Genomic DNA, 14,880 nt, shown 5'->3' with positions numbered 1-14,880 from the left:
GGGCCGCGTCAACGTTCCGGCCCGACGCGTAAACGTTTCATCGGTGTTTGACCAGCCGGTCACGCCCTGGTAACACCAATCAGTGACTCTGTCTTTACGCACCGCACGCATACTCCCGTTCCTCACCACGCCCCCGAGGGAGACCTCCGCCATGCAGGCCGCGACCTCCGTACGCGCCAACGCGCTCCCGACTTTCACCCAGGCCCTTCGCGCCGTCGAGTCCGTGCTCCTGCGCGGTGGCCAGCGCACCGCCCGCCGCAACGCCTGGACCGCAGTACTCGAGGACCGGCGCCGCGCCAAGGACCGGGTCGAGGCGGAGCACGTGCTGGAGGCCACGCTGACCCGCTCCTCCTGAGCCACGTAAACTTCAAGACATGGCGAGGAAGGAACAGGCAGCTGCGGCTGCCGATGCGAATCCCGGGCGACTCAAGCAGATCGCTCTGACGTACAAGATGACCCGGCGGGCCGACTCGAAGGTCGGTCTTGTCGTCGCGGGTGTGGGAATCGTCACCTTCGGTGTCTTCCTCGCGATCGGATTTCTGATCGGGTCCCCGCTCTATCTCGGCATTCTGGGCTTCCTGCTGGCCTTCCTCGCGATGGCGATCGTCTTCGGACGCCGCGCCGAGCGGGCTGCCTTCGGGCAGATGGAGGGACAGCCGGGCGCGGCGGCCGCGGTGCTGCAGAACATCGGCCGTGGCTGGACCACGACCCCCGCGATCGCGATGAACCGCAGCCAGGACGTCGTCCACCGCGCCGTCGGCAAGGCCGGCGTCGTGCTGGTGGCCGAGGGCAACCCGAACCGGCTGAAGTCCCTGCTGGCGGCCGAGAAGAAGAAGATGGCCCGCATCGTCGTGGACGTTCCGGTGCACGACATCGTCGTGGGCAACGGCGAGGGCCAGGTGCCGCTGAAGAAGCTGCGGACCACGATGGTCAAGCTGCCGCGGGTGCTCAGCGGCCCGCAGGTGACGCAGACGAACGACCGGCTGCGCGCCATGGGCGACCTGATGAGCAACATGCCGCTGCCGAAGGGACCGATGCCGAAGGGCATGCGGATGCCGCGCGGCGGGAAGATGCGCTGACGTTTCCGACGACACAAGTACGAAGAGGGCGCCCCGGCGGATGCGGGGCGCCCTCTTCGTACTCGTACGAACTCCGGTGACTCGTACTCGTACGTACTAACTCCGGTGACGCGCGGAACTCGGCCCGGACCCGGGGTCCGGACCCGGGCCCGACCGGACCCGGAGGTGCCTAGATCCGCACCTGGACGGCGCGTGACAGCCGGTCGTGCAGCCCGCGGCCGTCGCGGTCCCAGATGAGCGCCGGGATCGCGAGGCAGAGCAGCACGCTCCGTACGACCACGCGGACGGCACCCAGCCGCCCGCCGTTCTCGGCGATGACACGGATGCCGAGGAGCCGCTTGCCGGGTGTGCTGCCGATGGTGCCGACGGTGAGCACGCTCAGTACGAGGAAGACCAGCAGCGCCCAGTTGCCGGCCGCCTGCTGGTTGCCCTTCGAGAGCAGCCCGTATGCGATCAGCATGCACAGCGCCCAGTCGATGAAGAGGGCCCCGAAGCGCCGCCCGAGCGGGGCGATGGCGCCGGGTCCCTCCTGCGGGAGTCCGAGCCGCTCACCGCGGTAGCCGAAGTCGGCTCCCATGTCCTCGGCCGCCGCGCGGGGGCCGGAAAGCCACGAACCGATTGCCTGCCTGTTGTCCACCCGTCCACGGTACTGTGCGCGCTTTTGATCATCCCTGCCCGGGTCCGACCGGTGGCAGCGGGACATGCCGCATCACCGGTCCGGTTAACTTCTGCGAAACAAATGAGTCATGCTGGAGAAATCCCATCTGCCTAGGGTCGTGTTCAGCGTGTGCCACCGCACTGGCTGCACGACCGAGCGACAACCCCGCCCCTCCCCGGGTGGGAGTAGGAGGAGTTGGATGTTCCAGAACGCCGACGACGCCAAGAAGTACATCGCGGACAATGACGTCAAGATGGTCGACGTCCGGTTCTGCGATCTTCCCGGCGTGATGCAGCACTTCACGATTCCGGCCACGGCGTTCGACCCGTCCGAAGAGCTGGCCTTCGACGGCTCGTCGATCCGCGGCTTCCAGGCGATCCACGAGTCCGACATGGCGCTGCGCGCGGACCTGTCCACGGCGCGTCTGGACCCGTTCCGCCGTGACAAGACCCTGAACATCAACTTCTTCATCCACGACCCGATCACCGGCGAGCAGTACAGCCGTGACCCGCGGAACATCGCCAAGAAGGCCGAGGCCTACCTCGCCTCCACCGGCATCGCGGACACCGCGTACTTCGGTCCCGAGGCCGAGTTCTACGTCTTCGACAGCGTCCGGTTCGAGACGAAGTCGAACGAGGGCTTCTACCACATCGACTCCGAGGCCGGCGCCTGGAACACGGGCGCGATCGAGGACAACCGTGGTTACAAGGTCCGCTACAAGGGCGGCTACTTCCCGGCCCCGCCGGTCGACCACTTCGCCGACCTGCGCGCCGAGATCTCCCTGGAGCTGGAGAACGTCGGCATCCAGGTTGAGCGCCAGCACCACGAGGTCGGCACCGCCGGCCAGGCCGAGATCAACTACAAGTTCAACACGCTGCTCGCCGCGGCCGACGACCTGATGCTCTTCAAGTACATCGTGAAGAACGTCGCCTGGCGCAACGGCAAGACCGCGACCTTCATGCCCAAGCCGATCTTCGGTGACAACGGCTCCGGCATGCACGTCCACCAGTCCCTGTGGCAGGGCGGCGCGCCGCTCTTCTACGACGAGCAGGGCTACGCGGGCCTCTCGGACACCGCCCGCTACTACATCGGCGGCATCCTGAAGCACGCCCCGTCGCTGCTGGCCTTCACCAACCCGACGGTGAACTCGTACCACCGCCTGGTCCCGGGCTTCGAGGCTCCGGTCAACCTGGTGTACTCGCAGCGCAACCGCTCGGCCGCGATGCGTATCCCGATCACGGGCTCCAACCCGAAGGCCAAGCGCGTCGAGTTCCGCGCCCCGGACCCCTCGTCGAACCCGTACCTGGCCTTCTCGGCGCTGCTCCTCGCCGGCCTCGACGGCGTCAAGAACAAGATCGAGCCGGCCGAGCCGATCGACAAGGACCTCTACGAGCTCGCCCCCGAGGAGCACGCGGGCGTCCCGCAGGTCCCGACCTCCCTCCCGGCGGTCCTCGACGCCCTTGAGACGGACAACGAGTACCTGCAGGCGGGCGGCGTCTTCACGGCCGACCTGATCGAGACGTGGATCGACTACAAGCGGACGAACGAGATCGCGCCGATCCAGCTGCGTCCGCACCCGCACGAGTTCGAGCTGTACTACGACATCTAAGAACGTCGCAGGTCAGAGCGGGTTTCCGCTCGCCTGGGCCGTCTGTCTGTGGGCCGCTGGTCTTGCTCTTCCCTCACGGGAAGGCACGGCCGGCGGCCTTCTTCGTACCGGCGAGCAACCGCAGCGGGGGGACGACAGGGCTCTGGCACCATCGGCGGCATGAGTGGTCGAGCTGTGGACGCGGAGGTCCTGCGCCACCCAGTGCCTTCGGCACCACTTGCCGCAGCAGGCCATGCGCGGCCTCACTCGCGGGAGGCGCGGGTTCTTTGGTATGAGGTGGGGCAATGTGATGCTCATAGGTCTCGCCAAACGGTCAGAGAGACTTCCGCGCCGTTGTTCAGATACTGATGGAGGGCGTCGGCGGTGCCGGCAACGAAGGCTTCCGGGATGGCGTCGGCGTCGACCCAGCGGACCTGGGAGTGCTTGCGGGGTTCGCGGTTTTCGGGTTGGCCGGTCCATTCGCGGGCGGCGAAGACGACGGTGAGAAAGCCGTTGGGAGCTTCGACGCCCCAGGAGCCGTGGATGATGTGGGCGACCGTCAGGGACTCCGCCTTCACGGTGAGGCCGGTCTCCTCGTAGAGCTCGCGGACCGCGGTCTCGGTGATCGGTTCGCCCGGCTCGCTCTTGCCGACGGGGAGGTCCCACATGCCCTGGGCGAACTTGGCGTTCTCGCTGCGCTGGAGGAGGACGATTCGGTTGGTGGTCCTGTCGTGGACGATGACGGCCGCGACCAGCAGGGTCATTGATTCGAGCGCCGGCTCGAAGGCTGGGGAGCGGTCGTCGGTCTGCTGGGCCACGGTGTTCCCTTCGTCGGGCGGGTTGGTTGTTGAGCAGGTTGGGCGAGAGCCTCGCGGGCGCGGTGTCGTCATGACGGGTCGGCCGGATCAGGCAGTGTGCAGCGTCAGCCCGTAACGGTTGAGGATCACCGGAAGGCGCGGCCGGCGGCCGGTATTCGAGGTAGGACGGTGTCGGTGCTATTACGCAAGCCCATGAGTACGCGTGCTCATGCGCGTGGCACGCCGTGCGGGAACAGTGGCGGCTATGACAACGACTACTCCGCAGCCCACCGACGGCACCACGGACAGCACAGGCGGCGGTTCCGGGTTCGCAGCGTTCGGTCTGGTCCTCTTGGAGGTACTGGCCGTGCTGGGCGTACTCGCGGCTCTGTTCGCGGCATCGTTCCATCTCGACACCGGAAGTCCTGCCCCGGAGGTGAGGCTGGACGGGTACCTGGGCGCCGTCGGGGTGGTGTTCCTCTTCGCCGCGGGCGCCGCGCTCGTGGGGGCGCGGCGCAAGGCGTGGGTGATCGTGTGGAGTCAGGTGGTCATGGCGGTCCTGCTGCTCGCCGGAATCATCGGTGTGGGAGCGTTGCAGCGGCACGAGGACGCATGGAAGGACCCTGCTCCGCGGTTCACCGGGATGGTCGGGTGCCGCAGCGGCGGGGACAACAGCGAGTGCCCGAACACCGGCGGGTGACGCCACGGCCCCGGCCGCACGCACACCTGCCGGATGACACGCTGCGCCCCCACGCCGAAGCGGCTTCCGCGTCACCGCCCCAGCCTCTTCAGTCCTCTGACCGCTCGGACCCCAGCAGCTCCCGCAGCTCCCCCACCGCCTCCCGGAGCCGGTCGGCAAAGGTCCGCATCTGGTCCGCCACCGCCAGTGGCGTGCTCAGATAGAGGTTGAAGCGCTCGGGCAGCAGCACATAGGCCACGCCGATGCAGCGGCTGCTGGTCGATCCGAAGCCGAAGTACTGGATGTTTCGGGACGGCGCGGAGCTGGTGCTCAGATAGTCGTCCCGCATCGTGAGCCAGCCCGGCGTCCGGTAGAGCGTGGGCTGCTCGGGCACGCCGAGTTCCGCGCCGCGGCGGCGCTGGATCAGTTCCAGTTCCCACAGGTGCTGCTCGGGGACCTGGCCTGCCTGGGATGCCTTCGCGCGGGAGACGTGGGCCTCGGCGGCGGCCCGGAACGCGGCGCGGCGGGTGTCCGCGTCTGCCGCCGGGTCCTCCATCGCCGTCACGAAGGCCAGCATCTCGGGAGTGACGACGCGCATCGCCTCGGTCCGGCCGTTCCGGTACTGCCGGGTGGCGATCGACTCGTACGTGGCGCCCAGCAGTCCCTTGGCGCGCTGGTGGGCGAGCTGGTAGGCGACCTGGACGAACGCGTCCGGCGACACCCCCAGGGCCTTGGCCGTACTGCTCCCGAAGTCCGTGAAGGACACGGTCGTGGTCGCCGTGGCCTCCCCGTACGCGGCGAACGCGTCGGCGGCGGCGCGCACCTGGGCCCGTAGCGCGTCGTCCAGCTCGAACACGACCGGCTCCAGCGCCGGCAGGCCCTGGGAGCTCGCTCCGGACTGCCGGGAGTGATCCTCGGCCGGGGTGCCGAGCAGGGCGTCGACAAAGCTGAGGATGGTCGTCCCGTCCAGCTCGCAGTGCTCCACATTGATGCCCGCCCGGCCGTCGGCGAACACGATCAGGGACACGGCCTTGTCGAACCAGCGGTTGCCGCGGTCACCGTAGAGCAGCTCGTCGCAGGCCTCCTGGGTGTCCGAGGGAGCGAAGTCCTCCAGACAGATGCAGAACAGCGCGGCCTCGATGTCCTCCAGTGCGTCCGCGTTGCGGGGGTGGCAGGCGAGCAGGGACTCACGGGCGGCCGCCCAGTCCGCGCGGGCCAGGGTGGTGAGGGGGCCCACCGAGGTGTCCGCGGCGCCCGGCTCGGCTCCGGCCTTCATCACGGCGCGCAGCCCCGCCTCGAGGTCGTCCAGGCTGTGCGGAACGCCGTCCGCGCCCAGCACGTCCAGCCGGAAGATGCTGCCGCGGAAGAACACCACGATGTGCCGGGCCTTGGACGGGCCCGGCCATTCCTCGCTGTAGGGGGCGCGGACGGTGTCCTGTTGCACGCCGGGGATCCGGGTGGTGGAGAAGAGGAACTTGTTCTGCACCATCGACTGGGGCACTCCGCGCTGCACCACCGGCGGAATGAGTTCCTGATCGAGCTGCCGCTTGTAGTTGAGGGCCCCTGCGATGAGCCCGGCCGCCCGCTCGACCTGCGCCTGGCCGGAATCCTGGAACAGGAAGAAGAAGTTGGCGTTGAGCGCGATCCGGTCCCGGCGGCCCAGGTAGCGGTACGGCCAGAAGGTGTCGAGCCAGCTGTGCACGCCCACCGTTGCGTCGTACTCCTCCAGCGCGGCGTGCAGCACCCGGCCGGGGCCCTCGGGCCGGAGGAAGGCGGCCACCTCCGTCTCGGTCGCCGCCCGTTCGTCGGGGTTGAGCAGCGGCGCGCACCAGGCGAGGAACCTCTCGCAGCTCGCCTCCAGCGTGGGCAGCGGCACGCGCGGCAGACTGTCCTCATGGGCGAAGGTCGTCGTGCCGCCTGCTACACCCTGACTGTTGTTCACTTCTTCTCTCGATTCGGATCGTTGGAACCTGAGGTGCCGTACGGCCGGGAAAGATAGAGCTGTGCGTAGAGCCAGCCTTCCGCCTCCAGGCCCCGCGCATCCACCCCGGCGGACGACATGCTCTCCACCACGAGGGCCTGCTCCTCCGGGGAGGCGAACTGCCGCTGTTTGAACACATCGTCGACGCGGACGGTCCGGTATCCCAGCCCGGCCAGTGCGCGCTCGACGGAGTCGAACGGGAACATCCGCAGCACGAAATGCGCCATCCAGGGCCGGCGGTCGCCTTGGGCCCGCACGATGCGTATGAGCGTCCGCTCAGTGACGTAACCGAGGCAGCCCGTCGAGATCACCAGGTCCGTCCCGGAGAGCTGGTCGAGCTGACGGGGTGTGGGCTCGTTGTTCTCCAGGTCGGCGTGCACGGCGTCGTCGAGGAACCCGGCCTCGAGTGCGTAGGACAGCGCGCTGCCGGAGGTGTCCAGGCCGACGAAGCGTATGTCCTGCGCGGGCCGGCGCGAACGGGACAGCTCCCGGTCCCGGGACAGCAGGGCTTCGCGGCTCTCCTCCTCGCGGTCCTCGTCACCGTAGCGCTCGTACAGCTCGTCCATGGTCGCGTCGTACTTCAGCAGGGCGGCGTTGATTCCGTACGAACAGCCGACGTCCAGTACCTTCGGCACCGCGACGGGCCGGGACTCCTGGTACTCCTTGATGAACTTGGCGAAGTACGGCTTGGCGTGTTGCGGAACGCAGTAGCCGAGTGGGCGCAGCGCCCTGAAATAGCTGCGCGGGTCGGGCTGGGTGTAGATGTGGTCGAGCGAGACTTTTCCGGTCGCGTCGAAACGCACAGGGCTTACTCCTCCGTGGATCGCAGAGCGGGAAATGCCTGGGGGGACGCCTACGGCAAGCCGCAGATCCTCGCTGCCGCTGGGCCGTGTCTTGGAACTCCCGCCTGGCCCGCGACGCCCTACGGGCGGACGGCGCCAGTTCTCGAACTCGGCCTAGTCCAGCAGTCGGTCGCCCCGGACGGCCCGGCCCTCGGCCGCCAGGTGCTCGGGCAGTACCCGGCCGAAGAGCTGCCGGGTCCGTGCCACGTTCCCGATGACGCCGGGGCGCTCGCTGTAGGCGAAGATCGCGGAGTGGCGCGCGACCTCGCCCCGCACCGGACTCACCCGGTGCAGCGAGTAGCGGCCTTTGAACAGCTGCAGGTCACCGGGTTGCAGGGGTAGGCGCCGGATCAACCGCTCGCCCCGGCCGTCCAGTACGTCCCGGACGTCGTCGAATCTCTCGTCGTGCGCGGTCCTGATGTTCGGGCAGTACTCGAAGTCGCCGCCGGCCTGCGCCTGCTGGGTCAGCATGCTCACGGTGAACTCGTTGGTGTCGAAGTGCCAGGGATGCTCCATGCCCGGCGCGACGACGTTGAGTACCAGCCCGGAGAGCGGGTCCTCCAGTTCGTGCAGCTGCGGCAGCCCGAAGCAGCGGGCGATGAAGCGCTGGAACACCTCGTGGGTGTAGAGCCGGCTGATGAGGGAGCCTGCGGGAACGCGGTCCCGCGCGACGAACGCATTGCCCCGCTGGAACGTCCTGCGGCCGGGGTGGTCCGCCGGCAGCGCCGAGTCGACGGCGATGTTGTAGACGTTGACGGTCTCGACGTCGAAGTGGGCCCGAGGGGCGATGGCCGAGCACTCCTGCCGCAGGACGTCGCGGAGCGACGGACGGATGAAGTCCGGCAGTACGGTGCAGCCGACGGTCAGCAGTTCGCGCCGGGCACGGGAAACCACCGCCTGTCCCCCGGCACTCTCGAGTTCCGACAGGGGATACCGAACCGTGTCGACCACCTGGTCGAGCGTCATGGCTTCCAGAGTGCTCATTCGATCCTCTCGACGTGCGGGCAGACCGTCCCGAGCCCTCACTCTCGGCTCTTCGGCAACTCCACTGAGGAACAACACAGTTGAAGCTGCCACAACATCGCCGAGTTGTCTGTGACACGTCACACTGCGGGCACCAGGAAGGCCCCGCTGACCACCTGCTGGTACGCGGAGTCCAAGGAGCCGATCGATGTCGGCCGGGAGTCGGGCGACCTGTGCACTGGTCGGCCGATCCTCTGGCACAGACTCCGATATTGCGCTGAAGGCCGCCACCCTTGCGTAGGGTGGCGGCCTTCACCGTTGCCGAGCCGACTTCCTCGTTCCGCCGAGTGGGCGCCGACCCCGAGCACGTCCACGGTGGGAGAGCAACCGATGCCGATCGGGATCGGTTGCCGCCCCACTGCCGTCCCGCCTGCCGGGACAACGGATCGGACAGTCCGTCGAGATCAGACCATCAGGGCCGGGTAGGTCGGGTACTCCACCCCGGAGACGTGCTGGACGACGCGGATGACCTGGCAGGAGTAGCCGAACTCGTTGTCGTACCAGAGGTAGAGGATCGCGTTGTCGCCATCGACCTTCGTGGCGCCGGCGTCGACGATCGAGGCGTGGCGCGAGCCGATGAAGTCGCTGGAGACCGCATCGGGGGCGGTGGTGAAGTCGATCTGCCGCTTGAGCGGGGAGGTCAGCGACACGTCGCGGAGGTAGTCGAGGACGTCCTCGCGGGTGGTCTCGCGCCCGAGCCGCAGGCTGAGGATCGCGATCGAGACGTCCGGCACCGGGACGCGGATCGAGCTGCCGGTGATCGGCGCCTTGAGGTCGGGCAGCGCCTTGGCGACGGCGGAGGCGGCACCGGTCTCGGTGATGACCATGTTCAGCGGCGCCGAACGGCCGCGACGGTCGGCCTTGTGGTAGTTGTCCAGCAGGTTCTGGTCGTTGGTGAACGAGTGGACGGTCTCCACGTGGCCGCGCAGGACGCCGTACTCGTCCGCCATTGCCTTCAGCGGCGGGACGATCGCGTTGGTGGTGCAGGACGCGCAGGACAGGATCTGCTCGTCCGGCTTGATCATGTCGTGGTTGACACCGTGCACGATGTTGGGGACGTCACCCTTGCCGGGCGCGGTCAGGACGACCTTGTCGATGCCGGGGCGCAGGTGCTGCGACAGACCCTCGCGGTCGCGCCACTTGCCAGTGTTGTCGATGAGGATGGCGTCCTTGATGCCGTACGCCGTGTAGTCGACCTCCGACGGGTCGTTGGCGTAGATCACCTTGATCTCGTTGCCGTTGGCGACGATCGTGCTGCTCGCCTCGTCGACCGTGATCGTGCCCTGGAACTGGCCGTGGATGGAGTCGCGGCGCAGCAGCGAGGCGCGCTTGACGATGTCCTGGTCTCCGCCCTGGCGGACGACGATGGCGCGCAGGCGCAGGCCGTTGCCCGAGCCGGCCTTCTCGATGAGCAGGCGGGCGACGAGGCGGCCGATGCGGCCGAAGCCGTAGAGGACGACGTCGCGTCCCTCGCGGCGCTCGATCTTGTTCTCGCCCGTGGCGCCGGCGACGGCCCGGGCGGTGAACTCCTCCACCGAGAGACCGCGGTCGTCGGTCCTGTACGTCGCGGCGAGCATGCCGATGTCGATCTGGGAGGGGCCGAGGTCGAGCGTGGTGAGAGCCTGCAGGAACGGCAGCGTCTCGGTGACCGAGAGCTCCTCACCGGCGATCTGCCGGGCGAATCGGTGGGTCTTGAGGATGCTGACCACCGACTTGTTCACCAAGGAGCGGCTGTGAAGCAGGACCGTGACGTCCCGCTCCCTGTGCAGCTTCCCGATGATCGGGATCATCGACTCCGCGATCTCCTCGCGGTTCTTCCAGTTGGTGAACGAGTCGTCGTTGACAGTCACAGGTTTATCTTTCGAGCTAGGCGGCGCTCACATGCTAACCTCCCGCCGCTTTGATCGTTCAAGCGGTGCCGCCTGAGCGGGATGCCAAGATCGGCCCCTGGCCACACCTGGACGGGGAATGGGCCGCTCCCGCCGCGGACCGTCGACGACCGACAGAACGCCCGTGCCGGCCGGCAGGCCCGACAGGACGTAGACGGTGGTCTTGGTGCGGGCGACGGGGGCGCCCGTCAGGGCGGCGGCGTGTTCGTTGCCGCCGACGGCGTGGACGTGCCGGCCGAAGCGGCTGCGGCGCAGAGCGAGGGCGCCCGCGGCGAAGAGGGCGGCGGTGATCCGGACAGGCGCCCCGGTGCCGAGGAGTTTGCCCTGGCCGAGCTGGGTGAGGAAGGCGTTCTTGTCGACGAGGTAGGTGCGGGCGCCCTCATCGGTGATGTTCAGCATGATGCCGCGGGCGGCGAGCATCGTGGCGAGGGTGACGATGAACGGGGCGAGGCGGGCCCTGGCGATGAGCAGGCCGTTGACGAGGCCGATGGCCCCGCGGGCCACGAGCGGCAGCAGCAGCGCCACGGCGGTGCCGTACCGGGAGCCCCACGGGGCGAGGACCCCGCCGAGCACGAAGACGGAGCCGACGGACAGGTCGATGCCGCCGGTGATGATGACGAAGGTCACACCGAGGGCGACGACCGCCCCTGATCAAGGGCGCAGAGGAGGGCACGCTGACCTGCACGACGTCGTGACCTGCCGAGAAGCGACACGCTGAAAGCGACCTGCTGAAGAGGGCCCCGCTGAAGAGGGCCCCGCTGGCAGGGACCCGCTGAAGAGCGAAGGCCGCGCCCCGCGACGTACGCGGGCGCGGCTCTCGTCATGACGGGTCGGCCGGATCAGGCCGTGTGCAGCGTCAGTCCGTAGCGGTTGAGGATTTCGTTGACGGGCTGGAACCAGGTGTTGCCGCCCGAGCTGCAGTTGCCCCAGCCCCCGGACGTGACGCCCTGGGCCTGGTCGCCGCTGATGAACGAGCCGCCCGAGTCGCCGCCTTCGGCACAGACGTCCGTCCTGACCATCTCGTACACGGAGCCCTGCTGATAGTTGACGGTCTCGTTCCGGCCCAGCACCGTGCCGCAGTGCCAGTGGGTGGTGGAGCCCGAGCGGCAGATCGACGTACCGACCGGGGCCTCCCAGGAGCCGCGCACCAGCCGGTCCGGGGTCTGGCCCCAGCCCAGCACCACCGGAACGGTCCACCAGCCGTAGCCGGTGCTCACCCAGGCATAGTCGTTGCCAGGGAAGGACGAGCCCTGGAACCAGCCCATGTCGGAGCCGTCCCAGCCGCGGACGAAGCTGCCGGGCCCGCCGCAGTGCCCGGCCGTGACGAAGCCGCCGTACACCGAGAAGCCGATGGAGCAGCGGACGTTGCCGGTGTAGTACGGGTCGCCACCGACGACTCCCGCGGCGAAGGTGGCCGGCGCCTCGCGCACGGTCTCGACCTGTACGGGCCCCGTGCGCCGGGCCCGGTCGAGGAATGCCTTGACCTCGGCGTCCCCGCTACGGTCGGCGACGACGCGGACGACGATCCGGTTGGCCTTCGGGTCGACGTGCCAGCTGCTCACTCCGGCGGGCGCGGGTTGGCGGTCGAACCGCCGCTTGGCCGCGTCGAGCTGTGCGGCGGTGTGCGTGACGATGCGGATGGCGGCGCCGGTCGCCCGTACGGCGTCCGACTTCTGACGGCTGGTCACGGCGACGGTCAGCCTGCCGGTCGTCGCGTCGAACCAGGTGCCGGCGAAGGCGTCGCCGGCCGCGCGTTCCGCCTTGACCTGGACGGCGAAGGCCGCCTTCTCCTGCGCGAGGCGCTCGCGCGCCTGCTGCTCGGTCAGGCCCAGGTCCTTCTGCATGGCGGTGATCAGTCCGGGCGATGCCGGGGCTTCGGAGGCGGCGGCCGGTGCCGCAGCGGCGGAGGGGGCGAACACGGCGCCGCCCCCGGCGCCGAGCAGGAGCAGTGCGCAGAGGGCGGAGAGGGCGGAGGCGGCTGTGCGTGAGGCGGTCGGTCTGCGTCTCACGTCGGTGATCCCTTCTGTTGTTCCGTGATGTGGGGGTGGAACATCAGGTACTGAGAGCGCTCTCAGCAGCGTAGGGGCTGCGCCGTCCGCTGCCCAGAGCCAGAACCCGCCTCCCTGGGCGCCGTTCACCGGCGCTCGACACGATCGGGTGGAGTAGCTCGGTTCACGGCGCGTACACCTGTCCGATCCTGCACGCTGACCGGCCTGAACAGCGGCAGGAAGGGCCCGAGTTGACCGCCGAGGACACAGGAAAACGGTCCGACGAAACGACCGACGAAACGACCGACGAAGCAACCCGAGAAACGACCGGCCGGACGACCGACGGGTCGACCGGCCGACCGGCAGGCAAGCCGGCCGACTCCACCGGCCGACCCCACCACACCGAAGAGTTCCGTTACCGCTCTTCCCGTACGGCCACCCTCGAGCGGCGTCCCGTCACCACCTGGGCCATGGCGCGCCGACTGCCCCAGCTGGTGCGCCGGGCACTCGCGCTCGCCTGGCGCATCGACCGCAAGGCCGTCGCCGTGCTGCTGGCCTGTCAGGCGCTGTCCGCGGCGCTGGAAGCCTTCGGGCTGATCGCCACCACTCGGACCATCACCGCCCTCATCTCCTCCGGCGACATCCAGGACCGGCTGCTCGGCGCGCTTCCCGCGATCTCGCTCCTCGCGGCGGCGGCCGGGCTCCGCGCGCTCCTCGCGATCGCCGTCACCAGCATCTCCAGCCGGCTCTCTCCCCGGATCTCGCGCGAGGCCGAGCTGGAGATGCTCGACGCCGCCGTGCACACGGAGCTCGTCGCCTACGACCACCCCGGTTTCAACGACAAGTGGGAGAACGCCGACCGCGGCGCCGAGGTCGCACAGGATCTGATCGCCGAGTCGCAGCAGGTCATGGCCTGCGTCGCGTCCGTCGTCGCGGCCGCCGGGGTCATCACCGTGCTGCACCCGGCGCTGCTGCCGCTGCTCACGCTCGCGGTGCTTCCGCAGGGGATCGCCAGCATGAAGGGCGCCCGTGTGCACTACGAGACCAGCCGCGCCATGGCGGCCGAGCGCCGCACGCTCGCGCATCTGCGCTGGTACATCGCCGACAAGCTCACCGCCGACCAGCTCCGCTCCGGCACGATGGCCGACTTCCTGCTGGGCCGCTACCGCTCCATCGGGGCGCGGGTCGATGCCGCCACCGACAAGGCCGTGCACCGGGGCGCGCGGTACGCGGTCATCGGCGCGCTCGCGGGCGGCGTCGCCTCGGGGCTGCTCTGGGTCTCCCTGGGACTGCTGCTCGCGACCGACCGGATGTCGGTCGCCTCGGCAGGCACCGCCGTCTTCGCGCTCCGTACCGTCGGTACGTCGCTCCAGGGAATCGTCGGCTACGGCACGCGACTGTTCCGTACGGGTCTGTACTTCGACGACTGGGTCGAGTTCACCCAGGAGGCCGGAGGCCACCGCATCAGGCGCGGGGCGCTCGCCCCGTCGGCCCCGGCGGTGGTCAGGACCGAGGCGCTCACCTTCACCTACCCGGCATCCGACACGCCCGCCCTGGAGAAGGTCAGCCTCGAGGTGCGGCGGGGCGAAGTCCTCGCCCTGGTCGGCGAGAACGGCTCGGGCAAGACCACGCTCAGCAAGCTCCTCTCCGGTCTCTATCTGCCCGCCGAAGGCCGGGTGACCTGGGACGGCCAGGACACCCGTGACCTCGACGCGTACGCCCTGTGGTCCCACACGGCCGTCGTCCCGCAGGACTTCGCCCGCTGGCCCATGTCCGCACGCGAGAACATCACCCTGGGCCAGCCCCACGGCGGCGAGGACTCCGTGGCCCGCGCCGCTGCGCGCTCCGGCGCGGACGAGGTCGTGGACGGGCTGCGCAGCGGTCTCGACACGCTGCTGGCCAGGGAGTGGTTCGGCGGCGTCGAGCTCTCGGGCGGCCAGTGGCAGCGCATTGCCATCGCCCGCGCCTTCCACCGCCCCGCCGGACTGCTCGTCATGGACGAACCGACCAGCGCCCTGGACCCCCGTGCGGAGCACCGCATCTTCACCGGGCTCCGCGCCATCGCCCGGGACCGTGCCGTCGTCCTCGTGACGCATCGCCTCGCGAACGTCGCCGTCGCGGACCGCATCGTCGTCCTCGACCACGGCCGCGTCATCCAGCAGGGCAGCTTCGACGAACTCGTGGCATCCCCCGGCCTGTTCCGGGAGCTGTGGGAGCTCCAGAACGACCGGGGGATCCCGGCGCCGCGCACCGAAAGCGGCTGAGCACGGCCTGATCATCCGGCCGAGCCCCGTCACCAGCCACATGGCGGCGGGGCTCCTCACCGCCCGAAGGGCCTGCGCGATCTAGACTCCGA

Annotated in this window: 12 protein-coding genes and 1 pseudogene; 5 read left to right on the top strand and 8 right to left on the bottom strand. The window is 69.2% G+C overall.

Annotated elements, in window-relative coordinates; translation table 11 throughout:
- Window positions 1-151: 151 nt before the first annotated feature.
- Together ACWCXB_RS22020 and ACWCXB_RS22015 are read left to right on the top strand one after the other, a co-directional pair.
- Window positions 152-355 carry an SCO2195 family GlnR-regulated protein gene (locus ACWCXB_RS22020; protein ID WP_450725146.1) on the top strand — a complete coding sequence of 68 codons (204 nt, stop codon included), beginning with the start codon at window positions 152-154 and terminating at the stop codon, window positions 353-355.
- Window positions 356-374: 19 nt separating this feature from the next.
- On the top strand, window positions 375-1,079 hold the full coding sequence (locus ACWCXB_RS22015; protein WP_450725145.1) for a DUF4191 domain-containing protein: 705 nt from the start codon (window positions 375-377) through the stop codon (window positions 1,077-1,079).
- 169 nt (window positions 1,080-1,248) lie between these two features.
- On the opposite strand, the gene ACWCXB_RS22010 is transcribed toward ACWCXB_RS22015, so the two are convergent.
- A complete protein-coding gene (locus tag ACWCXB_RS22010) occupies window positions 1,249-1,716 on the bottom strand; it encodes an RDD family protein (RefSeq protein ID WP_450725144.1) in 468 nt (155 codons plus the stop codon).
- 220 nt (window positions 1,717-1,936) lie between these two features.
- On the opposite strand from ACWCXB_RS22010, the gene glnA reads away from it, so the two are divergent.
- Complete coding sequence (gene glnA, locus ACWCXB_RS22005; RefSeq protein WP_450725143.1) at window positions 1,937-3,346, top strand: type I glutamate--ammonia ligase; 1,410 nt, start codon at window positions 1,937-1,939, stop codon at window positions 3,344-3,346.
- Window positions 3,347-3,639: 293 nt separating this feature from the next.
- On the opposite strand, the gene ACWCXB_RS22000 is transcribed toward glnA, so the two are convergent.
- Window positions 3,640-4,143, bottom strand: a complete 504-nt coding sequence (locus tag ACWCXB_RS22000) for an NUDIX domain-containing protein (protein WP_450725142.1) — start codon at window positions 4,141-4,143, stop codon at window positions 3,640-3,642.
- Window positions 4,144-4,387: 244 nt separating this feature from the next.
- Between ACWCXB_RS22000 and ACWCXB_RS21995 the strand changes: the two genes are divergently transcribed.
- Window positions 4,388-4,822, top strand: a complete 435-nt coding sequence (locus tag ACWCXB_RS21995; RefSeq protein ID WP_450725141.1) for a DUF6234 family protein — start codon at window positions 4,388-4,390, stop codon at window positions 4,820-4,822.
- Between the two features lie 88 nt (window positions 4,823-4,910).
- On the opposite strand, the gene ACWCXB_RS21990 is transcribed toward ACWCXB_RS21995, so the two are convergent.
- The 6 genes and pseudogenes from ACWCXB_RS21990 to ACWCXB_RS21965 form a co-directional block, all read right to left on the bottom strand.
- Complete coding sequence (locus ACWCXB_RS21990; RefSeq protein ID WP_450725140.1) at window positions 4,911-6,743, bottom strand: choline/carnitine O-acyltransferase; 1,833 nt, start codon at window positions 6,741-6,743, stop codon at window positions 4,911-4,913.
- Entirely contained in the window at window positions 6,740-7,585 is an 846-nt protein-coding gene (locus ACWCXB_RS21985) for a class I SAM-dependent methyltransferase (protein WP_450725139.1), read from the bottom strand. Before ACWCXB_RS21985 ends, ACWCXB_RS21990 begins: the two co-directional genes overlap by 4 nt.
- A gap of 153 nt (window positions 7,586-7,738) precedes the next feature.
- Window positions 7,739-8,608, bottom strand: a complete 870-nt coding sequence (locus ACWCXB_RS21980) for a HalD/BesD family halogenase (protein WP_450725138.1) — start codon at window positions 8,606-8,608, stop codon at window positions 7,739-7,741.
- A gap of 443 nt (window positions 8,609-9,051) precedes the next feature.
- Entirely contained in the window at window positions 9,052-10,497 is a 1,446-nt protein-coding gene (locus tag ACWCXB_RS21975) for a glyceraldehyde-3-phosphate dehydrogenase (protein WP_450725137.1), read from the bottom strand.
- Between the two features lie 165 nt (window positions 10,498-10,662).
- Window positions 10,663-11,181: pseudogene (locus ACWCXB_RS21970) on the bottom strand (ABC transporter permease); the annotation flags it as partial.
- Between the two features lie 194 nt (window positions 11,182-11,375).
- Complete coding sequence (locus ACWCXB_RS21965; RefSeq protein ID WP_450725136.1) at window positions 11,376-12,545, bottom strand: S1 family peptidase; 1,170 nt, start codon at window positions 12,543-12,545, stop codon at window positions 11,376-11,378.
- A 449-nt stretch (window positions 12,546-12,994) separates the two neighbouring features.
- Between ACWCXB_RS21965 and ACWCXB_RS21960 the strand changes: the two genes are divergently transcribed.
- The gene (locus ACWCXB_RS21960; protein ID WP_450725135.1) at window positions 12,995-14,788 is read left to right on the top strand and encodes an ABC transporter ATP-binding protein; all 1,794 of its coding nucleotides are present in this window, start codon (window positions 12,995-12,997) and stop codon (window positions 14,786-14,788) included.
- Window positions 14,789-14,880: the final 92 nt, after the last annotated feature.

The sequence above is a fragment of the Streptomyces sp. NPDC001514 genome (assembly GCF_053597075.1).
Note: the sequence above shows the minus strand (reverse complement) of the source record. Positions and strands in the feature narration are given on the sequence as shown.